This window comes from Pseudomonas sp. Irchel s3f19, from assembly GCF_900187555.1.
In the GTDB taxonomy this organism is placed as follows: Bacteria; Pseudomonadota; Gammaproteobacteria; order Pseudomonadales; family Pseudomonadaceae; genus Aquipseudomonas; species Aquipseudomonas capeferrum.
The window spans coordinates 754695-774730 of the sequence record NZ_FYDW01000001.1; the positions used below are offsets into that span (position 1 = coordinate 754695).

Annotated in this window: 21 protein-coding genes; 13 read left to right on the forward strand and 8 right to left on the reverse strand. The window is 64.0% G+C overall.

What is annotated here, in order from left to right:
* Nucleotides 1-70: 70 nt before the first annotated feature.
* Both CKW22_RS03410 and CKW22_RS03415 read right to left on the reverse strand, forming a co-directional pair.
* A complete protein-coding gene (locus CKW22_RS03410) occupies nucleotides 71-700 on the reverse strand; it encodes an L-threonylcarbamoyladenylate synthase (protein WP_033700191.1) in 630 nt (209 codons plus the stop codon).
* A gap of 13 nt (nucleotides 701-713) precedes the next feature.
* Nucleotides 714-1574, reverse strand: a complete 861-nt coding sequence (locus tag CKW22_RS03415) for a PHP domain-containing protein (RefSeq protein WP_095063753.1) — start codon at nucleotides 1572-1574, stop codon at nucleotides 714-716.
* Nucleotides 1575-1641: 67 nt separating this feature from the next.
* Here CKW22_RS03415 and CKW22_RS03420 point away from each other — a divergent pair, with 67 nt between their 5' ends.
* The 5 genes from CKW22_RS03420 (at nucleotide 1642) to CKW22_RS03440 (ending at nucleotide 5315) form a co-directional block, all read left to right on the forward strand.
* Nucleotides 1642-2235, forward strand: a complete 594-nt coding sequence (locus CKW22_RS03420) for a septation protein A (RefSeq protein WP_033699595.1) — start codon at nucleotides 1642-1644, stop codon at nucleotides 2233-2235.
* A 1-nt stretch (nucleotide 2236) separates the two neighbouring features.
* Nucleotides 2237-2536, forward strand: a complete 300-nt coding sequence (locus CKW22_RS03425; protein ID WP_033699597.1) for a YciI family protein — start codon at nucleotides 2237-2239, stop codon at nucleotides 2534-2536.
* A gap of 145 nt (nucleotides 2537-2681) precedes the next feature.
* Nucleotides 2682-3359 (forward strand): response regulator transcription factor, encoded by a 678-nt coding sequence (locus CKW22_RS03430; RefSeq protein WP_033699599.1) that lies wholly within the window; start codon nucleotides 2682-2684, stop codon nucleotides 3357-3359.
* A 141-nt stretch (nucleotides 3360-3500) separates the two neighbouring features.
* Nucleotides 3501-3917, forward strand: a complete 417-nt coding sequence (locus tag CKW22_RS03435) for a Spy/CpxP family protein refolding chaperone (RefSeq protein WP_033699600.1) — start codon at nucleotides 3501-3503, stop codon at nucleotides 3915-3917.
* A gap of 60 nt (nucleotides 3918-3977) precedes the next feature.
* Nucleotides 3978-5315, forward strand: a complete 1338-nt coding sequence (locus CKW22_RS03440) for a HAMP domain-containing sensor histidine kinase (protein WP_033699601.1) — start codon at nucleotides 3978-3980, stop codon at nucleotides 5313-5315.
* 39 nt (nucleotides 5316-5354) lie between these two features.
* On the opposite strand, the gene CKW22_RS03445 is transcribed toward CKW22_RS03440, so the two are convergent.
* The gene (locus tag CKW22_RS03445) at nucleotides 5355-5912 is read right to left on the reverse strand and encodes an NAD(P)H nitroreductase (RefSeq protein WP_033699602.1); all 558 of its coding nucleotides are present in this window, start codon (nucleotides 5910-5912) and stop codon (nucleotides 5355-5357) included.
* Nucleotides 5913-6014: 102 nt separating this feature from the next.
* On the opposite strand from CKW22_RS03445, the gene CKW22_RS03450 reads away from it, so the two are divergent.
* Nucleotides 6015-7469, forward strand: a complete 1455-nt coding sequence (locus tag CKW22_RS03450) for a TrkH family potassium uptake protein (RefSeq protein ID WP_033699604.1) — start codon at nucleotides 6015-6017, stop codon at nucleotides 7467-7469.
* Here the strand turns inward: CKW22_RS03450 and CKW22_RS03455 are convergent.
* Nucleotides 7426-8487 (reverse strand): AraC family transcriptional regulator, encoded by a 1062-nt coding sequence (locus CKW22_RS03455; RefSeq protein ID WP_047583458.1) that lies wholly within the window; start codon nucleotides 8485-8487, stop codon nucleotides 7426-7428. The genes CKW22_RS03450 and CKW22_RS03455 overlap by 44 nt on opposite strands.
* Nucleotides 8488-8640: 153 nt before the next feature.
* On the opposite strand from CKW22_RS03455, the gene CKW22_RS03460 reads away from it, so the two are divergent.
* Complete coding sequence (locus CKW22_RS03460; RefSeq protein ID WP_033699608.1) at nucleotides 8641-8952, forward strand: DUF962 domain-containing protein; 312 nt, start codon at nucleotides 8641-8643, stop codon at nucleotides 8950-8952.
* Between the two features lie 40 nt (nucleotides 8953-8992).
* Here CKW22_RS03460 and CKW22_RS03465 read toward each other — a convergent pair whose 3' ends face one another.
* On the reverse strand, nucleotides 8993-9805 hold the full coding sequence (locus CKW22_RS03465) for a UDP-2,3-diacylglucosamine diphosphatase (protein WP_095063754.1): 813 nt from the start codon (nucleotides 9803-9805) through the stop codon (nucleotides 8993-8995).
* A gap of 127 nt (nucleotides 9806-9932) precedes the next feature.
* Here CKW22_RS03465 and CKW22_RS03470 point away from each other — a divergent pair, with 127 nt between their 5' ends.
* Both CKW22_RS03470 and CKW22_RS03475 read left to right on the forward strand, forming a co-directional pair.
* A complete protein-coding gene (locus tag CKW22_RS03470; RefSeq protein ID WP_095063755.1) occupies nucleotides 9933-10706 on the forward strand; it encodes an AraC family transcriptional regulator in 774 nt (257 codons plus the stop codon).
* 175 nt (nucleotides 10707-10881) lie between these two features.
* The gene (locus CKW22_RS03475) at nucleotides 10882-11772 is read left to right on the forward strand and encodes a DMT family transporter (RefSeq protein WP_095063756.1); all 891 of its coding nucleotides are present in this window, start codon (nucleotides 10882-10884) and stop codon (nucleotides 11770-11772) included.
* On the opposite strand, the gene CKW22_RS03480 is transcribed toward CKW22_RS03475, so the two are convergent.
* Entirely contained in the window at nucleotides 11773-12054 is a 282-nt protein-coding gene (locus tag CKW22_RS03480; protein WP_033699616.1) for a SelT/SelW/SelH family protein, read from the reverse strand. It abuts the gene before it with no gap.
* A 67-nt stretch (nucleotides 12055-12121) separates the two neighbouring features.
* On the opposite strand from CKW22_RS03480, the gene CKW22_RS03485 reads away from it, so the two are divergent.
* Nucleotides 12122-14308 (forward strand): patatin-like phospholipase family protein, encoded by a 2187-nt coding sequence (locus tag CKW22_RS03485; RefSeq protein ID WP_095063757.1) that lies wholly within the window; start codon nucleotides 12122-12124, stop codon nucleotides 14306-14308.
* A gap of 30 nt (nucleotides 14309-14338) precedes the next feature.
* Here the strand turns inward: CKW22_RS03485 and CKW22_RS03490 are convergent, their stop codons facing one another.
* A complete protein-coding gene (locus CKW22_RS03490; protein ID WP_033699619.1) occupies nucleotides 14339-14776 on the reverse strand; it encodes a MarR family transcriptional regulator in 438 nt (145 codons plus the stop codon).
* 150 nt (nucleotides 14777-14926) lie between these two features.
* A complete protein-coding gene (gene recQ / locus CKW22_RS03495) occupies nucleotides 14927-17071 on the reverse strand; it encodes a DNA helicase RecQ (RefSeq protein ID WP_033699621.1) in 2145 nt (714 codons plus the stop codon).
* A 245-nt stretch (nucleotides 17072-17316) separates the two neighbouring features.
* On the opposite strand from recQ, the gene CKW22_RS03505 reads away from it, so the two are divergent.
* The 3 genes from CKW22_RS03505 to CKW22_RS03515 all read left to right on the forward strand — a co-directional run bounded on the left by CKW22_RS03505 (nucleotide 17317) and on the right by CKW22_RS03515 (nucleotide 20027).
* Complete coding sequence (locus tag CKW22_RS03505) at nucleotides 17317-17904, forward strand: YecA family protein (RefSeq protein WP_033699623.1); 588 nt, start codon at nucleotides 17317-17319, stop codon at nucleotides 17902-17904.
* A 7-nt stretch (nucleotides 17905-17911) separates the two neighbouring features.
* A complete protein-coding gene (locus CKW22_RS03510; protein WP_033699624.1) occupies nucleotides 17912-18277 on the forward strand; it encodes a YbaN family protein in 366 nt (121 codons plus the stop codon).
* A gap of 376 nt (nucleotides 18278-18653) precedes the next feature.
* The gene (locus tag CKW22_RS03515; protein ID WP_033699626.1) at nucleotides 18654-20027 is read left to right on the forward strand and encodes a TolC family outer membrane protein; all 1374 of its coding nucleotides are present in this window, start codon (nucleotides 18654-18656) and stop codon (nucleotides 20025-20027) included.
* Nucleotides 20028-20036 lie beyond the last annotated feature (9 nt).

Sequence of the window (20036 nt, forward strand, 5' to 3'; positions counted from 1 at the left end):
ACCAGGGCCAGTTGCAACTGTTGAGGCGACTCGGCCTCCTCGGCCGGCGCCTCGGGCGCCTCCACCTGGCTCACGCATTGACCATGAATGGCGTGGGGTCGCCACAACCTTCGCGGATCAGCTCGGGCTCGTCGCCGGACAGGTCGATGATGGTCGATGCCTTGAGATCACCGAAACCGCCGTCGATCACCAGGTCCACATGATGCTCCAGCCGCTCACGGATCGCGTAGGGGTCGGTCATCGGCTGGTCGTCGCCCGGCAGGATGAGGCTGACACTCATCAGTGGCTCGCCCAGTTCAGCCAGCAGCGCCAGGGTGATGGCGTGGTCCGGCACGCGCAGGCCGATGGTGCGGCGTTTCTCGTGCAGCAGCAGGCGCGGCACTTCACGGGTGCCGTTGAGAATGAAGGTGTACGGCCCCGGCACATGCGCCTTGAGCAGGCGGAAGGTGACGGTGTCGACCTTGGCATACAGCCCCAGTTGCGACATGTCGCAGCACATCAGGGTGAAGTTGTGGGTCTTGTCCAGGCCACGCAGGCGCCGTACGCGCTCCACCGCGCCCTTGTCGCCAATCTGGCAACCCAGCGCATAGGCCGAATCGGTCGGATAGACCACCACCCCGCCCTTGCGGATGATCTCCACCGCCTGGCGGATCAGCCGCTGCTGCGGATTCTCCGGATGTATCTGGAAAAATTGGCTCACGTAGTCTTCCTGTTCATACCGCCAAAGGCTGTTCATGGCTGAATCGGCGCCACAGAGGTGGCAGGTCCTCGGGCAAAGGCCGGTAGGCACCGATTTCGCCCCAGGTGCCGGGGCCGTGGAAGTCACTGCCAGCGCTTGCCAGCAGGCCGAACTCACGGGTGAGGATGGACATCGTGCCCACCTGCTCGGCCGGCATCATCCCGTTGACCACCTCAAGCGCCTGCCCGCCTGCCTGAATATAGTCGGCAATCAGCCGTCTGCGCTTGCTGCGGGTCAGATCGTAATGCATCGGATGCGCCAAGCTTACCCAAGCGTTGGACTGGCGCAGCGTGGAGACAGTTTCATCCAGGGTCGGCCAGTGCTGCTTGACGTCACCCAGCTTGCCGGCGCCCAGCCACTTGCGGAACGCTTCGCCGCGATCCTTGACGTGACCGGCACGCACCAGAAACTCGGCAAAGTGCGGGCGCGCCGGGGCGTTGCCACTGTCGCCCAACGCTTGCTGCACGGCCCTGGCACCCTCAAGCGCGCCGGGCATGCCCTTGGCCGCCAGCCGTTTGTCGATTTCCTCGGCACGCAGCCAGCGGCCACGGTGCAGGGCTTCGATGGCTTCGAGCAACGGCGGTGCGTCGAGGGGGAAGTCATACCCCAGCACATGGATGGTCGCCCCACCCCACGTGCACGACAGCTCTACCCCGCTGACCCAGTGCATGCCGCGCTCGCGGCAGGCCTGGCGCGCTTCGGCCAGCCCTTCGAGGGTGTCGTGGTCGGTGAGTGCCAGCGTTTGCACCCCGTGCTCATGGGCCCGGGCGACCAGGACCGTGGGCGACAGGGCGCCGTCGGAGGCCGTGCTGTGACAGTGCAGATCAACATTCATGGAGGAGCGCTTTCGCTGGAATCGATGTTTGTTATTATGCCGTCACATCCCGATTCTGGCTGCCATTGTGAAACAATTCATCGATTTCATCCCGTTGCTACTGTTCTTCATCGTCTACAAGCTCGACCCGCGGCCTCTGGAGGTTGCCGGCCACAGCTTCGAATTCGGCGGTATCTACAGCGCCACGGCCATGCTCATCGTCAGCTCCCTGGTGGTCTACGGTGCCCTGTTCCTGCGCCAGCGCAAGCTGGAAAAGGGCCAATGGCTGACCCTGATCGCCTGCCTGGTGTTCGGCGGCCTGACCCTGACCTTCCACAGCGAAACCTTCCTCAAATGGAAAGCGCCGGTGGTCAACTGGCTGTTCGCCCTGGCCTTCGCCGGCAGCCACTTCATCGGCGACCGAGTGCTGATCAAGCGCATCATGGGCCACGCCCTGACCCTGCCCGATGCCATCTGGGCCCGCCTGAACCTGGCCTGGATCTGCTTCTTCCTGGTCTGCGGTGCGGCCAACCTGTTCGTCGCCTTCACCTTCCAGGCCTTCTGGGTCGACTTCAAGGTGTTCGGCAGCCTGGGCATGACCGTGATCTTCCTGGTGGCCCAGGGTGTGTACCTGTCACGCCACCTGCACGACGACCCTACTACCTCCAAACCCAAGGATTGACATGCTCTACGCCATCATCGCCAGCGACGTCGCAAACTCCCTGGAAAAGCGCCTGGCTGCCCGCCCGGCACACATCGAGCGCCTGCAGCAGCTCAAGGCCGAAGGCCGCGTGGTGCTGGCAGGCCCACATCCGGCCATCGACAGCAACGACCCAGGTGAAGCCGGTTTCAGCGGCAGCCTGATCGTGGCCGAGTTCGACTCCCTGGCTGCGGCACAGGCCTGGGCCGATGCCGACCCGTATATTGCTGCGGGCGTGTACGACAACGTCATCGTCAAACCCTTCAAGCAAGTCCTGCCTTGACCCGACACCGCGCGGCCCTTTTCGCGGGTAAAGCCGCACCCACAGGGCCGCGCGGTACTGGCGGTTATACGCTTGCCATCAGTCTGCGGTATCTTTGCCACTGGCGGGCCGAATACTCGCCGTCAATGGTTGAATTGAGTGAGTCATGAGCGAGCTGTTACTGATTGATGATGACCAGGAGCTGTGCGAGCTGCTCGGCAGCTGGCTGACCCAGGAAGGGTTTACCGTCCGCGCCTGCCACGATGGCCTGAGCGCACGCCAGGCCCTGGCCGAACATGCCCCGGCCGCCGTGGTGCTGGATGTGATGCTCCCAGACGGCAGCGGCCTGGAACTGCTCAAGCAATTGCGCAGCGAACATGCCGACCTGCCTGTGCTGATGCTCTCGGCACGGGGCGAACCCCTGGACCGCATCCTCGGCCTTGAGCTCGGCGCCGACGATTACCTGGCCAAACCCTGCGACCCGCGCGAGCTCACGGCCCGCCTGCGCGCCGTGTTGCGCCGCAGCCACCCGGCAGCCACCACCACCCAGGTAGAGATCGGCGACCTGGTCTACAGCCCGGCACGTGGCGTGGCCAGCATCGATGGCCGCGAGATGACCCTGACCCTGTCCGAAAGCCGCATCCTCGAAGCCCTGCTGCGCCAGCCGGGCGAGCCGCTGGACAAGCAGGAACTGGCGCAGATCGGCCTGGGCCGCAAGCTGACCCTGTACGACCGCAGCCTGGACATGCATGTCAGCAACCTGCGCAAGAAGATCGGGCCGCATGCCGATGGGCGCCCACGCATCGTTGCGCTGCGCAGCCGCGGCTATTACTACAGCCTGTGACGTGCCGGGGCCGCCTCGCAGCCCCAACACGCTCGGCAACTCATCTTTACCCAGCCTTTACCCTCCCCTGACCGCCCTTGACGGTCAGCTGCGTAGACTGTGCTCATCCGGTAACCACCGGCCTATGAAAGGAGAGACACCATGCGCAAGACCCTTATCGCCCTGATGTTCGCCGCCGCCCTGCCGACCGTGGCCATGGCCATGCCTGAAGGCGGCCCGCGTCACGACGGCCCGCATCATCGCGGTGATGCGCCTTTCGCCCAACTGGACCTGAGCCGCGACCAGCGCCAGCAGATTGGCAAGCTGATGGGCGAGCAGATGAAGCAACGCCGCGACATCACCGAGCGCTACCTGTCCAAGCTGCCGGCCGCCGACCAGAAGGCCATGAAGGACGAACTCAAGGCCAGCCGCGACAAGACCGACAGCCAGGTCCGCGGCCTGCTCAAGCCTGAGCAACAGAAGCAGTTCGACGAGCTGCAAAAAGAACGCGCCGCGAAGAAAGCCGAATGGCAAGAGTTCCAGGCCTGGAAAGCTGAAAAAGGCGGCAAGGCCCAGTAAGCTGTCCGCCCCACGCCCGGCCCGCACCCCTGCGGGCCGGGCTTTTCCCGTTTGCAGGAGGTGCACTTGCGTTCACTGTTCTGGCGCATCCTGGCCAGCTTTTGGCTGGCCATTACCCTGGTTGCGGGCCTGTCGATCCTGCTCGGCCACATGCTCAACCAGGACGCCTGGATCCTCAGCCGCCACCCGGGCCTCAACACCCTGGCCAGCCACTGGGCCAAGCACTACGAACAGGAAGGCATGGACTCGGCGCAGCACTTTCTCGAACGCCGCAAGCAACGCTTCAAGATCGACGTGCAGGTGCTCGACGACAGCGGCGACGCCGTCGTGCCTGGTACCTTCCCACGCCGCGCCGCCGCGTTCGAGGCACGCCAGCACAATGACGAGCGGCGCCTGCCGTGGCGCCGTCTGACCGAGGAATACACCAGCCCCTACAGTGGTGAAACCTACCTGCTGATCTACCGCATCCCCCACCCTGAGCTGGACGCCTGGCACCGCGAGAGCCTGCTCTGGCCGCTCAGTGCGCTGGGCATCGCCCTGGTGGTGCTGACCCTGTTCAGCCTGCTGGTGACCCTGTCCATCACCCGCCCTTTGAGCCGCCTGCGCAGCGCCGTGCACGACCTCGGCCAAACCAGCTACCAGCAGAACAGCCTGGCCCGCCTGGCCGCCCGCCGCGATGAGTTCGGGGTACTGGCCAACGACTTCAACAAGATGGGCGCCCGCCTGCAGAGTACGATCGGCAGCCAGCGCCAGTTGCTGCGCGATGTGTCTCATGAACTGCGCTCACCGTTGGCACGGCTGCGCATTGCCCTGGCATTGGCCGAGCGTGCCGAGCCCGAGCAGCGCCAGGCCTTGTGGCCACGGCTAACCCGTGAATGCGACCGGCTCGAAGACCTGATCAGCGAAATCCTCGCCCTGGCCCGCGTCGATGCCGAGCAGGCCCACGCCGAGCCGGTCGACCTCAACGCCTTGCTGGGCGGCGTGCGCAAGGATGCGTTGCTCAGCGCACCGGAGCAGGAGGTGCGGCTGCAGGCGCAAGCAGGGCTGACCTTGCAGGGTTGGCCAACACTGATCGAGCGCGCCGTGGACAACCTGCTGCGCAATGCCTTGCGCTTCAACCCGGCCGGGCAGCCGATCGAAATCAGCGCCGAGCGTGAGCAGGACCGTATCGTGTTGACAGTACGCGACCATGGGCCTGGGGTAGCGGTAGAGTACCTCGCGCAGCTGGGTGAGCCGTTCTTCCGTGCGCCGGGGCAGCAAGCAGCTGGGCATGGGCTGGGGCTGGCGATTGCGCGCAAGGCGGCGGAGCGCCATGGCGGCAGCCTGGTATTGGCGAATCATCCGCAGGGCGGGTTTGTGGCCAGGCTGGAGTTACCTGTAACGGAGGTTATGGTTTGAGATTGCCGGGGCCGCTACGCGCCCCAGCATTCTCAGCGGTTACTCACCCCAGGCACTGACGAAATCAGCAGTCTCCAGCACTGGCGCCGTACGCGGCTCGTTCACCGGCGTGCCGACATACAGGTAACCGATCAACTCCTCGCTCTCGGCCAACCCCAGCCCCTTGTGCACATGCGCGTCAAAGGCCATGTCACCGGTACGCCACACCGCGCCAACCCCCTGGGCATGCGCCGCGATCAGAATGCCATGGGCCGCACACCCCGCCGCCAGGCGCTGCTCGGACTTGGGCACCTTGAAGTGGTCCTGCAGCTTGGCGATCACCACGATCAGCAACGGCGCACGCAGCGGCATGGCGCGAGCCTTGTCCAGCGCTGCCTGGCTGGCATCGCCCTTGTTCTGCACCGCTTCGGCGAACAACTCGCCGAGCTTCTCGCGGCCCTGGCCTTCGATGGTCAGAAACCGCCACGGGCGCAGCTGGCCATGGTCCGGTGCACGCAATGCGGCCTGGAACAACGCCTCGCGCTGGGCATCATTGGGCGCGGGGTCGGTCAGACGTGGCACGGAAACACGGTTGAGCAATGCGTCGAGAGCCTCCATCGGCTACCCTCCTGGCAGGTGAATGTGCGGCCATTCTAGCGTTTACATCACCAGACCCATAGGTAGAATGGCGCCCTTCCGTTTCGAGTCAGAGCAGATCACATGGCGTTGCCGACCTTAAGGATCATTGGTTTCATCATCGGCATCTTTCTGATCACCCTGGCCGTCAGCATGGTCGTGCCCATGGCCACCCTGGTGATCTTCGAGCGCACCGGCGACATGCCGTCGTTCCTCTGGTCCAGCCTGATCACGTTCATCGCCGGCCTGCTCATGGTCGTACAGGGCCGCCCCGAGCATGTGCACCTGCGCCCGCGCGACATGTACCTGCTGACTGTCAGCAGCTGGCTGGTAGTGTGCGTGTTCGCCGCCCTGCCGTTCCTGCTGACCCAGCACATCAGCTACACCGACGCCTTCTTCGAGAGCATGTCCGGCATCACCGCCACCGGCGCCACGGTGCTCAGCGGCCTGGACAGCATGTCGCCGGGGATCTTGATGTGGCGCTCGATGCTGCACTGGCTCGGCGGCATCGGCTTCATCGCCATGGCGGTCGCGATTTTGCCGCTGCTGCGCATTGGTGGCATGCGCCTGTTCCAGACCGAGTCCTCGGACCGTTCCGAAAAGGTCATGCCCCGTTCGCACATGGTGGCCAAGTCGATCGTCGGCGTGTACGTCGGCTTCTCCGTGCTCGGCGCGCTGGCCTTCTGGTGGGCCGGCATGCGGCCGTTCGATGCCATCAACCACGCCATGTCGGCGATTTCCACCGGCGGGTTCTCGACCTCCGACCAGTCGCTGGCAAAATGGGATATCCCTGCCGTGCACTGGGTCGCGGTGGTGGTCATGATCCTCGGCAGCCTGCCCTTCACCCTGTACGTGGCAACCCTGCGCGGCAACCGCAGGGCGTTGCTCCGCGACCAGCAGGTTCAGGGGTTGCTCGGCATGCTGGTGGTCACCTGGCTGGTGCTGGGCTCCTGGTACTGGGCCACCACCAACCTGCACTGGCTGGATGCCTTGCGCCACGTGGCGCTGAACGTGACCTCGGTGGTGACCACCACCGGCTTCGCCCTGGGCGACTACAGCCTGTGGGGCAATTTCTCGCTGATGCTGTTCTTTTACCTGGGCTTCATCGGCGGCTGCTCTGGCTCGACCGCAGGCGGTATCAAGATTTTCCGCTTCCAGGTCGCCTACATCCTGCTCAAGGCCAGCCTCAACCAATTGATCCACCCGCGCGCAGTGATCAAGCAGAAGTACAACGGGCACCGCCTCGACGAAGAAATCGTGCGTTCGATCCTGACCTTCTCGTTCTTCTTCGCGATCACCATCTGCGTGATGGCGTTGCTGCTGTCGCTGCTGGGCGTGGACTGGATGACCGCACTGACCGGTGCTGCCGGCACGGTGTCGGGCGTAGGCCCGGGGCTGGGCGAAGTGATCGGCCCGGCCGGCAACTATGCCACGTTGCCGGACGCCGCCAAGTGGATCCTCGCCGGCGGCATGCTGCTGGGCCGCCTGGAGATCATCACGGTGCTAGTGTTGTGCATGCCGGCGTTCTGGCGTCACTGAGCCCCTCAGGCTCCGCGCCCAGACGGGCGCGGTACTCGCTGGGTGTGGCATCGAACCAGCGACGGAACGCCCGGTAGAAATTACTCGGGTCGGCAAAGCCCAACAGGTAGGCGGTTTCCAGCAAGGTCATGCCCGGCTGGGCGAGGTACTGCTCGGCCAGCTCACGCCGGGTATCGTCGAGCAAGGTCTGGAAGCTGGTACCTTCTTCTTGCAGGCGCCGCTGCAAGGTACGTTGAGACAGGTGCAGGGCCTGGGCCAGGGTTTCGCGCTTGGGCTCGCCCTGGGGCAATATGCGGCACAGCACCTGGCGGACCCTGTGGGTGACCCGGCTTTCCGAGAAGCGCGCCAGGTACTCACCGGCAAAACGGTCATGCAGCACCGCCATCGCCTCGTTGGCAGTCGGCAGCGGCGCCTCCATGTCGGCACGCTCGAACACCAGTGCATCGTGCGGTGCGTCGAACACCAGCGGTGAGTGGAACGCCACCTTGTAAGGTTCGACGTTCTTGGGCTGCGGCCCCTGAACCAGCACACGTCGTGGCTGAATATCACGCCCGCTGAGCCAGGTGCACAACGCCAGCGCACACGCCAACGACGCTTCGGCGCTGTGCCGGGTTGGCGGCAGATGGTCGCCATGCACGGTCAGAACCAGCGAATAGCCCTCTGGGCCAAGGCGAAAGCTGAGGTCGGAACTTTCGGCAATGATGCGCTGGTACCGCACCAGCCGCTCGAAACCTTCGGCCAGGGTGCGGCTGGACATCAACGCATAGCCCACCACATGGAACGACGCCGGGCGCACCACCCGCGCCATGTTCAGGCCGATGGCTTCGTTGCCCGACAGCTCTACCGCCAGCTGCCAGAGCCGGGTCATGGCGTCCTGGGGGAAACGCGCGTCGGGGTCATCGAGGGCAGCGAAGTCCAGCCCTAGCTGCTTGAACATGGCCGGGCAGTCGAGCCCTTCCAGCTCGAGTGCCTTGACGATCCCTGATGCCCAGCTGGCTGACGTGGTTCTTTCACTCATGACAGGCTTCTTATGCTGACCGCTCCTGCGGTGAACCCCAAGGATACTCAATTGGCGCCTATTGTCACTGGTAGGCCCCGCCAATGACTCTAGACTCGATTCAGGCTCCACGCCGTGCATCTTATCCACAAGTATTAATCCCGGAGCACTGCCATGACCCGCACAGCGCAGTTTCGCAGTTTTGCCGAGTTCTACCCCTACTACCTGGGCGAGCACAGCAACCCCACGTGCCGCCGCCTGCACTTTGTCGGGACGAGCCTGGTAATTGCCCTGCTGGCGTACACCATCGGCAGCGGCAAATGGTTGCTGCTGCTGGCCGTGCCGCTGTTCGGCTATGGGTTTGCCTGGGTCGGGCATTTCTTTTTCGAGAAGAACCGGCCGGCGACGTTTACCTACCCGTTCTATAGCCTGATGGGGGATTTCGCCATGTTCCGCGATATTCTGCTGGGCAAGATCAGCCTGTAAATCGCCGGGGCCGCATTGCGCGCCCCATGCCGCTCAAGCCTCACGCCGATTCGCGCACCGTCGCCACCTTCTGCGCGCTCTGCGCCTGCACATCCGCCAGCCGATACAATTCGATGCTGCCATCCCAGTGCTCGATCAACGCCGTGCACGACTCCACCCAATCCCCGCAATTGAGGTACTCGACCTCCCCCACCTTGCGCATTTCGGCATGATGAATATGCCCGCAAACCACCCCGTGAAAGCCTCTGCGGGTGCACTCATGGGCAATGGCAGCCTCGAAGTCACTGATGAAGTTCACCGCGCCCTTGACCTTGTGCTTGAGGTAGGCCGACAACGACCAGTAGCCATAGCCGTAACGGGCACGCCAATGGTTGAGCCAACGGTTGAGCACCAGGGTGAACTCATACGCGCGGTCCCCCAGAAACGCCAGCCAGCGGTGGTAGCGGGTAATCACATCGAACTGGTCGCCATGGATCACCAGCAGGCGTCGGCCATCGGCAGTCAGGTGCTCGGCCTCGTCCACCCACTGGATATTGCCCAGCATCAGCTTGGAATAGCGGCGCAGGAATTCGTCATGGTTGCCGGTGACATAAATCACCTCGGTGCCCCGCTTGCTCATGGTCAACAGGCGTCGGATCACGTTGGTGTGGGCCTGCGGCCAATAGATGCCGCCGCGCAGCTTCCAGCCATCGATGATATCGCCCACCAGGTAGATGCGGTCGGCCTGGTAGCCCTTGAGAAACCGCGACAGATACTCGGCCTGGCAGTCACGGGTGCCCAGATGTACATCGGATATCCATAAGGTGCGCACGCGCTGCTTGCGCGAGGGACGGGAGAGTTCGGCATGGGTCATGGGCGGGCTCCGGCGCAGTTTGCTGGAGCCTGGCAGGTGCAGATGACAGTGCAGTGGCAAAACGGTTACCCGTGATGGCCTGCCGTGAATGAGGCACAATGCGCACCTGCCCTGCGAGGACGCCCCCATGACCACCGGCCCGATTCTCTCGCTGCGCCGTTACCGGAACAACCTGATTACCCACAGCCACGAACATCCGCAACTGGTGTTCGGCTTGGCTGGACGCTTGCACTTCGAGGTCCAGGGCCACGGGGCACGGGTTGATCGCCAGGGCCTGATGGTGGTGCCGGCAGGCGCACATCACACCTGCGCCAGCGATGCTGGCAGCGATTGCCTGGTGCTGGATGTGCCCGGGGAGCACTGGTTGCGTGAACAGCTGGGCGAGCATGCCGATGCCAGCCGTCGCCTGCTCGATCGCCCCGCTGCCTTGGGCCTGGATAGCCGCCAGCAGCAGTTGGTCGACTGGCTGGCGACCAGCCCCATCGACGACCCGCTGATTGCCCGGCAAGGCGCGGCGCTGCTGTTGGCCAGCCTCAACCCCGCGGCAGCCGCAAGCATCCGGCCCAGCCAGCGCCTGCCTTATGCCGCCTTCGATGCGCATATCGAGCAACATGCCGCCCACCCCTTGCAGGTGGCCGACCTGGCGCGCCTGGCCGGCCTGTCCACTGCGCGGCTGCATGCGCGCTTCATCGCCGAATGCGCGATGACGCCGATGGACTACATTCGCCAGCGGCGCCTGCTCAAGGCGCGGCAGCTGGTGGAGCGGACCTTGCTGCCGTTGGGCGAGATTGCGGCGCAGGTGGGGTACAGCTCGCAGAGTGCGTTTTCGGCGGCGATGCTACGGGCGTTTGGCTGTACACCGCTAGCCTTGCGGCGAGCGTCTGGCGACAACGGACGCTAGGCGCGCGACAGATCGTATTGGCCTGAGGACTTACACTGTGCCTGCACTGGCCCTTTCGCGGGGCAAGCCCGCTCCCACACATACAGCATTGATCCTGAGGGTGATGCAATACTTGTGGGAGCGGGCTTGCCCCGCGAAGGGCCAGTGCTGACCTGCTCTTGCTCAAGGACCCACCATGAACCACCGCACTGCCCTAGGCGCCCTGCACATCGGCGCGCTGTTTTTCGGCCTCACCGGGGTGTTTGGCAAACTGGCCGCCAGCGCCAGCCCGGCGATCATCGTCTTCGGCCGCGCGGCCTTCGCCGTCATCGCCCTGGCGCTGTTCGCCCAGTTCGCCCGCAAAGGCTGGCACCGGCTGACAGGCCCGGATGTGCGCCGCTTGCTGCTGGGCGGGGTACTGCTGGCGGGTCACTGGGTCAGCTTCTTCATTGCCGTCAAGGTCGGCGGTGTAGCCATCGCCACCCTGGGCTTTACCAGCTTCCCGGCCTTTACCGTGATCCTTGAAGGGGTGCTGTTCCGCGAACGCATCCGCCGCAACGAAGCCGTGCTGGTCGTGCTGGTGTGCATCGGCCTGGTGCTGGTCACCCCGGCATTCGACCTGGCCAGCCAGGCCACCGGGGGCCTGCTTTGGGCAATGCTGTCGGGGCTGCTGTTCTCGCTGCTGTCGCTGACCAACCGCGCCGGCTCCGGGCGCTTGCCAGCAGTGCAGGCAGCGCTGTGGCAGAACCTGGTGGTCAGCCTCTGCCTGTTGCCGTTCGCAGCGTCGGGGCTGGCGGCGGTGACGCCGATGGACTGGGTGTGGATCGCCCTGCTCGGCATCTTCTGCACCGGCGTGGCCCACAGCTTGTTCGTCGCCAGCCTGGCCGTGATCAAGGCGCGTACCGCCGCCGTGGTGTTCGGTATGGAGCCGGTGTATGGCATCGCCGTGGCCTGGGCGGTGTTCGCCGAGACCCCTACTGTGCGCATGCTGCTGGGGGGCGCGCTGATCATTTTCGCCATTGTGCTGTCCAGCCGCCTGGCTGCCGAACAACCCGCCAAGCCCCGGCCTTTGGCAGAGGGTACGTAATCAGCGGTCGTTGTGGCCCAAGTCGCGCTGCGGGTCGATCTGGTCACGTACCCGCTGCTTGAGCACCTTGGCCTCCGGGAACCCACCGTCGGCCTTGCGCTCCCAGATCAGCACACCATTGCAGGTGATGCGGAAGATGCCACCGGTGCCAGGCTCCAGCGCCACCCGGCCGAGGTCGTCGGCAAAGGTACTGAGCAGCTCCTGGGCCAACCAGGCGGCGCGCAGCAACCACTGGCACTGGGTGCAATAAATGATGACGATTTCCGGCTTGCTGATGGCCATGGTGAAGCATCTCCAGGTAAGGGGCCGCTTATACTAGCGGTCTTTCGCCCACGGTTTGAGACTCACGATGCGCCGTTTGCTGTTCTGTTTGTTGTCGATATTCGTTGCTATTACGGCACATGCCGCCGAACAGGCTCGGCCCAAGGTCGGCTTGGTGCTGTCTGGCGGCGCGGCCCGTGGCCTGGCCCATATCGGCGTGCTCAAGGCCCTGGAGGAACAGGGCGTGCGCATCGACGCCATCGCCGGCACCAGCATGGGCGCGGTGATCGGCGGGCTGTACGCCTCCGGCTACAGTGTCGAAGAACTGGAAAAGCTGGCCACCACCCTGGATTGGCAGCAGGCGCTGTCCGACGCGCCCCCGCGCAAGGACATCCCCTTCCGGCGCAAGCAGGACGACCGCGACTTTCTGGTCAAGCAGAAGCTGAGCTTTCGCGACGACGGCAGCCTGGGCTTGCCCCTGGGCGTGATTCAGGGCCAGAACCTGTCACTGCTGCTTGAAAGCAAACTGGCCCACACCGCCGACACCCGCGACTTCGACAAGCTGCCGATCCCTTTCCGTGCGGTGGCTACCGACATCGCCAGTGGCGAAAAGGTGGTGTTCCGCCGCGGCCACCTGCCCCAGGTGATCCGCGCCAGCATGTCGATCCCTGCCGTGTTCGCCCCGGTCGAGCTGGATGGCCGGCTGTTGGTGGATGGCGGCATGGTCGACAACATTCCGCTGGACGTGGCCCGCGACATGGGGGTGGACCTGGCCATCGTGGTCGACATCGGCACGCCACTGCGTGACCGCAAGCAACTGGCCACGGTGGTCGATGTGCTGAACCAGTCGATTACCCTGATGACCCGGCGCAACTCCGAAGAGCAGCTGGCCAGCCTGAACCGTGATGACATCCTGGTGCAGCCACCGCTGGCCGCGTTTGGCGTGACCGACTTCGGCCGGGCCCGCGAAATGATCGAAGCCGGCTACCGTGCCACGCGCCTGCTCGACCCGCGTCTGGCGGCGTTGCGCCAGCCCGAAGGTGACAGCAGCCTGGCCATTGCCCGCTCGCCGCACCAACGCACCCCGGTGATTACCGCCATCAGGGTAGAGAACGACTCCAAGGTCAACGACGACGTGATCCGCTCCTATATCCGCCAGCCGATCAATGCGCCGCTTGAGCTGGACCGCCTGCAGACCGACATGGGCACGCTGTATGGCCTGGACTACTTTGACCGGGTGCAATACCGTGTGGTGCACAAGGGCGCCGACAACACGCTGGTGATCAATGCCCGTGGCAGACGCGGCGGCACCGACTACCTGCGCCTGGGGCTTAACCTGTCGGACGACCTGCGCGGCGACAGCGCCTTCAACCTCGGCGCCAGCTACCGGGTCAACGGCATCAACAGCCTGGGCGCCGAATGGCTGACCCGCGCGCAGATCGGCGACCAACAGGAGCTCTACAGCGAGTTCTACCAACCGCTGGACGTAGGCTCGCGCTTCTTCATTGCCCCCTACCTGGACGTGGGCTCGCGCAACATCGAGGCGACCCTGGACAACGACCCGGTCGCCGAGTACCGCCTGGAGCGCTACGGTTTCGGCCTGAATGTGGGCCGGCAGATCGGCACCTACGGCGAGGTACGACTGGGTGCGGGCAAGGCCTGGGGCGAAGCCGAAGTGCGCATCGGCGACCAGGACCTGCCCAAGGTCAGCTTCAATGAAGGCTTCTACGAGCTCAAGTACTCGTTCGACACCCTCGACAACGTGTACTTCCCGCACAGTGGCGAAGACATCGGCCTGACCTTGCGCAAGTACGACAAATCGCTCGATTCCGACGAGGACTATCGCCAGTGGCTGTTCAGCCTGGACAAGGCCATCAGCAGTGGCCCGAACACCTGGGTGCTGGGCGGGCGCTACGGGCGCACGCTGGATGAAACGGAGGTGGTGCCGTCGAGCTTCGTGATGGGCGGCGCACGGGAGCTGTCAGGGTTCCGCCAGGACTCGGTGTCGGGGCAAAACGTCAGCTTGCTGCGCATGGTCTACTACCGCCGCCTGACCCCGCGGGCCTACGTGCCACTGGACTTCCCGCTGTATATCGGCGGGTCGCTGGAGCGTGGCCGGGCGTGGAACAACGACAACGAATTTGACAGCGGCTATATCAATGCAGCGAGCATCTTCCTGGGGATGGAGACGCCGCTGGGGCCGCTGAACCTGAGCTACGGGGCCAACAGCGCACATGAGCAGGCGGTGTATCTGAACCTGGGGCATACGTTCTGAAACGTGGGGCCGCTGTGCGGCCCCCAAAAATCAGGGCTTTTCGAGGTTGCCGAGGATTTTCGCATGCACGCGCATGCACACCTCCAGGTCCGCTTCATCCACGCCGGTGAACAGCTCAAGCCGCAATGCATTGGCAATGGTCTCGATCTGTTCGATCAGCGGCTTGGCCGGTGGGCATAGCAGGATTTTCTTCGCCCGCCGGTCTTCAAGCACCGCTTGGCGCCGCACCAGGCCCTGCGCCTCGAGGCTGTCGAGCAAGCGTGCCAAGGTCGGGCCTTCGACCCCAACGCTCTGGGCCAATTCACGCTGAGTGGGGGCCTCCTCGAAACGGGCCAGGTGCAGCAACACCAGCCAGCGCGCCTGGGACAGGTTGAGCCCGGCCAGGCGGCGATCCAGCTCGGCACGCCAACCCCGGGACATCTGGGCCAGCTGCATGCCGAAGCGGTGTTGGTTGTCGGTCAGGGGCATAAGCAACTCATTGGATAGATCTAATTATTAGGCAGCTAACCATGACCCGGACCACGTGGCAAGGCTCGGGCCCTTGCCAGTGTCCGATAATCGTCAAAAAACATGACAAAGGTCAGCAGTTGGCGGGTCTGGCCTCGAACCTTGTCGCGCTCAGAGCTCGAACTCCGCCGCCAACGCGGCGCGCACGCAATACAGCACACCTTCAGGTATACGCGACCCGAACAGCGGCGCGATGGTCGATACCGGCGGCAGTTCGCCCTCCCCGTCAAGGAAGGCGTCCTGCACCTCCGCCAGCAAGTCTTCTGGCAGGTCGATGGCTTGATCAAGGCTCAGTTCCTGGCGGCCGAGCGCCTCGGCCAGCAGGCTATAGACGTTCTTTTCACTGCAATTGAGTTGCCCGGCGATCTGCGCCGGGGTCATCCCCGCGCGTGCCAGGCTGACCAGCTCGTGACGCAGGTCCAACACCACTTTCGGTGCCTCGTCAGTGCCACCGCTGTTGTTGAGCACCTCAAGGAACGCCTGGCCATAGCGCTCAAGCTTGCGCGCGCCCACGCCGCTGACCTGAGCCATGTCGCTGAGGCTGGCCGGCTGGCTGCGTAGCATCTCGAGCAGCGTCGAATCGGGGAAGATGACGTAAGGCGGCACGCTGTGCTCCTCGGCCAGCTTGCGCCGCAGGGTACGCAGCGCTTCCCACAGTTCGCGCTCTTCGGCACGCACCAACTGGCTGGCCGGGCTGCCGCCGCCAGAGGCGCTCTTGGCCACCGTCTGCGGCTTGAGGTCACGGCGCAGTTGCAGGTTCACCTCGCCGCGCAGCAGCGGCCGGCAGCTGTCGGAGAGGCGCAAGCCGCCGTAGCCTTCCAGGTCGATATCCACCAGGCCGCGCGCGACCAACTGGCGGAACAACGAGCGCCACTCGGCTTCGGCCAGCGACTTGCCGACGCCGAACACCGAAAGCTTCTCGTGGCCGAAATTGCGCACCTTCTCGGTGTCCTTGCCCAGCAACACATCGACCAGGTGCCCGACCCCATAGCGCTGACCGGTACGGAACACCGCTGACAGCGCCTGGCGAGCCGGCTCCGTGGCGTCCCAGGTCTGTACCTGGTCGATGCAGTTGTCGCAATGCCCGCAGGGCTGCTCCAGGGTTTCGTCAAAGTAGGCCAGCAGCGACTGGCGGCGGCAGCGGGTTTCTTCACACAGGGCCAGCATGGCATCGAGCTTGTGCTGCTCGATGCGCTTGTGGCGCTCGTCGCCTTCAGAGTTCTGCAACATCTGCTTGAGCATCACCATGTCCTGCAGGCCGTAGGCCATCCAGGCATCGGACGGCAAGCCGTCACGGCCGGCACGGCCGGTTTCCTGGTAGTAGGCCTCGAGCGACTTGGGCAGGTCGAGGTGGGCGACAAAGCGCACGTTGGGCTTGTCGATGCCCATGCCGAAGGCGATGGTGGCGACCATGATCAGCCCTTCCTCGTTGAGGAAGCGGTGCTGGTTGGCAGACCGCGTCTCGGCCGCCAGGCCGGCGTGGTAAGGCAGCGCAGGGAAGCCTTGATCGCAGAGAAAAGCAGCGGTCTCGTCGACCTTCTTGCGCGACAGGCAGTAGACGATGCCTGCGTTGCCACGACGCTCGCCGAGGAAGGCCATCAGCTGCTTGCGCGGCGCTTCCTTGGGCACGATGCGGTAGAAGATGTTCGGCCGGTCGAAACTGGAAAGGAAACGCTCGGCGCCCTGCAGGTGCAGGCGCTGGACGATCTCTTCGCGGGTGCGCATGTCGGCGGTGGCGGTCAGGGCGATGCGCGGCACATGCGGGAACAGCTCGGCCAACTGGCCCAGTTGCAGGTATTCCGGGCGGAAGTCATGGCCCCATTGCGACACGCAGTGGGCCTCGTCGATGGCGAACAGCGAGACGTCCAGCTCGCGCAAGAAATCGAGCATGCGCGGCTGCACCAGGCGCTCGGGTGCCAGGTACAGCATCTTCAGCTCACCGCGGCGCATGCGCCCGGCCAGCTCACGTTGCTGCTCGGCGTTCAGGGTGGAGTTCAGCGCGGCCGCAGCCACCCCAAGCTCATCGAGCGTGGCGACCTGGTCGTCCATCAGCGCGATCAGCGGCGAAACCACCACCGTGAGGCCGGGGCGCAACAGCCCAGGCACCTGGAAACACAGCGACTTGCCGCCGCCGGTGGGCATCAGTACCAGCGCATCGCCGCCGTTGGCCACGCATTCGATGATTGCTGCCTGGCGCCCACGGAAACTGTCGTAGCCGAAGATATCCTTGAGAACGCGCTGAGCCTGTTCGAGCATGTGCAACTCCACAAATCGCCGTACCATCCTGGATACAGGCTGGACGAAAAACCCGCCCCGCACACGCCGAATGCGTAAGCGGTTTTTGCCAGACGGCCGCAACAGCCCGCCCTGGATGAAAAATCGCGGATTATACCCCAGTGCCAACCCCCGCAGGAGGCTGCGGTGACAGACGTTCCCTTTGCCCTGCTTTCGCCGCAAGATGCTAGAATTCGTTATCGTTTATTCCCCAAGGTAGCCCTGTAATGTCCTTCGCCGAGCAACTCACCCGCCTGCAAGCCTTCCTCGACGCCGACGAGCTGCACGAAGAAGCGCTGGACTACGTCGCCGCCCACGGCTACCTCACGGCACTTTCGATCAATGCCGAGGACGTTCCCGAGCGCGAGTGGATCGACGCCCTGTTCGCCGAAGAGCCGCACTACGCCAGCGATGCCCAGCGCACCGAGATCGAAGCGACCCTGGTGGCGCTCAAAGCTCACATCGCCCGCCAACTGGCCAGCGACGAGGAGTTCGACCTGCCATGCGACCTGGACCTGACCGACGAGCCGGACGATTCCGACCTGCGCGGCTGGTGCATCGGCTTCATGGAGGGCGTGTTCCTGCGTGAAGAGGCCTGGTTCGAGAGCGCCGAGGAAGAAGTCAGCGAGATGCTGCTGCCAATCATGGTCGGTTCGGGCCTGTTCGACGAACAGCCAGAGTTTGCCGACATCGCCAGCAATGCCAACCTGCAGGACGACATGATCGTGCAGATCCCAGAGGCACTGAGCGCGCTGTTCCTGCTGCTGCACGCCCCTGACGAGAAGCCGGCGCTGCTCAAGCCACGCCACCACTGAGTCGGTTGTGCGCTACCTGCTGCTGGCCATCGGCTGGCTCAGCGTCGCGCTGGGGGTGCTGGGGATATTCCTGCCGGTGTTGCCCACCACCCCTTTTCTGCTACTGGCGGCAGCCTGCTTTGCCCGCAGCTCGCCGCGCTTTCATCACTGGCTGGTCCATCACCCGAAGCTCGGGCCGTGGATCCGCGATTACCTCAGTGGCGAAGGCATCCCCCTCAAAGGCAAGGTCTACGCTATCGGCCTGATGTGGGCCAGCATCGGCCTGTCGTGCTACCTGGTACCGCTGTTCTGGGCACGCGCCTTCATGCTCACCAGTGCGGTACTGGTGAGCCTGTATATCCTCAAGCAGAAGACCCTGCACAGACCACGCTGAACGCGGCGCGCCAGTAAAGGCACCCTCGCAGGGCGCGCCGTGGCTGTCGAAAAGCACAGATAGTCAATTTTTTGTCGCCAAATATCTATTTCGCCTATCCAGGCATTTTTTTAGCTACAAAAGTTCTGGAACTCTCTGTAAACCTTGAAAAACGAGACTTTCAGCAGCTTTCAATTTCGCTGTTATGGATCAGCGCCCAGCCCCTCTTAGACCACATAAGTCAAATAACAGTAATTGTTATGAGAAAATCTTCTTACGACTTTGATTGAATGTTCTTAGCTCTGTTGTTAAAAACCTGACACGATTTGCAGGATAACTATATCGTCATTTTTTTGGCGACAAGCAGGACTTATTTTAGGATCAGGGAGAGGTACCCATGCGCGTTTTGAACCCCATCACCAGTGCATTACTGTTGGCCATGGCGTGTGCCAACGTACAGGCGATGTCGATTACCGAGGCTGTCCAGAGCGCCGTGGATTACCATCCGCAGATCAGCTCCAACCGCAACAGCAAGCTGTCCGCTGATGAAGACGTGAAATTCGCGCGTGGCGGCTACTACCCTTCCGTGGACCTGGTTGCAGGTTATGGCCGCCAGCGTTCGGACAACCTCAACACCCGCGGCACCAATGCCGACGGTACGCGCAGCCACGACAAGGCCACCCTCAGCTACACCCAGTCGGAACTGCGCCTGCGCCAGATGCTGTTCGACGGCTTCAACACTTCGAACGAAGTAGGCCGCACCGAGGCGGTCGCCACCTCGCGCGCCTACTACACCCAGGCCGTCGCCCAGGATGTTGCCCTGCGCGCGGTAGAGGTGTACCTGGAAGTACTCAAGCGCCGTGAGCTGGTGACGCTGGCCAAGAACAACCTGCAAGCGCACCTGCGGGTCAACGACCAGATCGGCCTGCGCACCGAGCGCGGCGTCGGCAGCACCGCCGACCTCGATCAGTCCCGCGCCCGTCGTGCACTGGCAGAAAACAACCTGGACACCGCCGAAGTCGACCTGGCCGATGCCGAGGCCAACTTCTTCAGCGTCATCGGCCGACAGCCCGATGAACTGGAGGGGCCGCAATCGATCAAGGTGGAGATCCCCGGCACCCTCGACGATGCCCGTGAAGGCATGCGCCAGAACAACCCGTACATCAAGTCTGCCCAGGCCGACGTCAATGCTGCCGAGCAGCAGTATGAAGTGGCCAAGTCGACCTTCTACCCACGCCTGGACGCGATACTGGCCACCGGCGCCAACAACAACCTCGGCGGCGAGAAAGGCCACAGCAACAACGACTGGCAGGCCGGTGTCGAGCTCAACTACAACGTGTTCCGCGGCGGCAGCGACAAGGCCCGCCTGCAGTCCGATGCCCACAAGATCAACCAGGCACTGGACATTCGCAACAACGCCCTGCGCGAGCTGACCGAGAACCTGAGCCTGGCCTGGAACGCCATGAACAACGCGCGCAAGCAGACCCCGACCGCGCGTGAATACGCCGAGACCACCAAACGTGTGCGTGCTGCCTACCAGGACCAGTTCGGCCTTGGCCAGCGTACCCTGCTCGACGTGCTCGACAGTGAGAACGAGCTGTACAACGCCGACCGCCGTTACACCGAAGTGCGCTACACCGAGGAGTTCTCGATGTACCGGGTACTGGCCACCATGGGTGAACTGCTGAGCAAGCAACGTATCTCGCTGCCGCCGGAAGCCATTGCCAGCAATGAGGTGAAGACCGAAGCCAGGCTGCCTGACATGCGCTGAGCGCAAGCC

Coding starts and splice junctions, on each gene's coding strand:
- CKW22_RS03455 (WP_047583458.1), bottom strand. CDS start 8,487: ATGAGTGAAAGAACCACGTCAGCCAGCTGGGCATCAGGGATCGTCAAG.
- CKW22_RS03475 (WP_095063756.1), top strand. CDS start 10,882: ATGAACCACCGCACTGCCCTAGGCGCCCTGCACATCGGCGCGCTGTTT.
- CKW22_RS03450 (WP_033699604.1), top strand. CDS start 6,015: ATGGCGTTGCCGACCTTAAGGATCATTGGTTTCATCATCGGCATCTTT.
- CKW22_RS03465 (WP_095063754.1), bottom strand. CDS start 9,805: ATGACCCATGCCGAACTCTCCCGTCCCTCGCGCAAGCAGCGCGTGCGC.
- CKW22_RS03425 (WP_033699597.1), top strand. CDS start 2,237: ATGCTCTACGCCATCATCGCCAGCGACGTCGCAAACTCCCTGGAAAAG.
- CKW22_RS03460 (WP_033699608.1), top strand. CDS start 8,641: ATGACCCGCACAGCGCAGTTTCGCAGTTTTGCCGAGTTCTACCCCTAC.
- CKW22_RS03415 (WP_095063753.1), bottom strand. CDS start 1,574: ATGAATGTTGATCTGCACTGTCACAGCACGGCCTCCGACGGCGCCCTG.
- CKW22_RS03505 (WP_033699623.1), top strand. CDS start 17,317: ATGTCCTTCGCCGAGCAACTCACCCGCCTGCAAGCCTTCCTCGACGCC.
- CKW22_RS03490 (WP_033699619.1), bottom strand. CDS start 14,776: ATGCCCCTGACCGACAACCAACACCGCTTCGGCATGCAGCTGGCCCAG.
- CKW22_RS03480 (WP_033699616.1), bottom strand. CDS start 12,054: ATGGCCATCAGCAAGCCGGAAATCGTCATCATTTATTGCACCCAGTGC.
- CKW22_RS03435 (WP_033699600.1), top strand. CDS start 3,501: ATGCGCAAGACCCTTATCGCCCTGATGTTCGCCGCCGCCCTGCCGACC.
- CKW22_RS03470 (WP_095063755.1), top strand. CDS start 9,933: ATGACCACCGGCCCGATTCTCTCGCTGCGCCGTTACCGGAACAACCTG.
- CKW22_RS03430 (WP_033699599.1), top strand. CDS start 2,682: ATGAGCGAGCTGTTACTGATTGATGATGACCAGGAGCTGTGCGAGCTG.
- recQ (WP_033699621.1), bottom strand. CDS start 17,071: ATGCTCGAACAGGCTCAGCGCGTTCTCAAGGATATCTTCGGCTACGAC.
- CKW22_RS03515 (WP_033699626.1), top strand. CDS start 18,654: ATGCGCGTTTTGAACCCCATCACCAGTGCATTACTGTTGGCCATGGCG.
- CKW22_RS03445 (WP_033699602.1), bottom strand. CDS start 5,912: ATGGAGGCTCTCGACGCATTGCTCAACCGTGTTTCCGTGCCACGTCTG.
- CKW22_RS03485 (WP_095063757.1), top strand. CDS start 12,122: ATGCGCCGTTTGCTGTTCTGTTTGTTGTCGATATTCGTTGCTATTACG.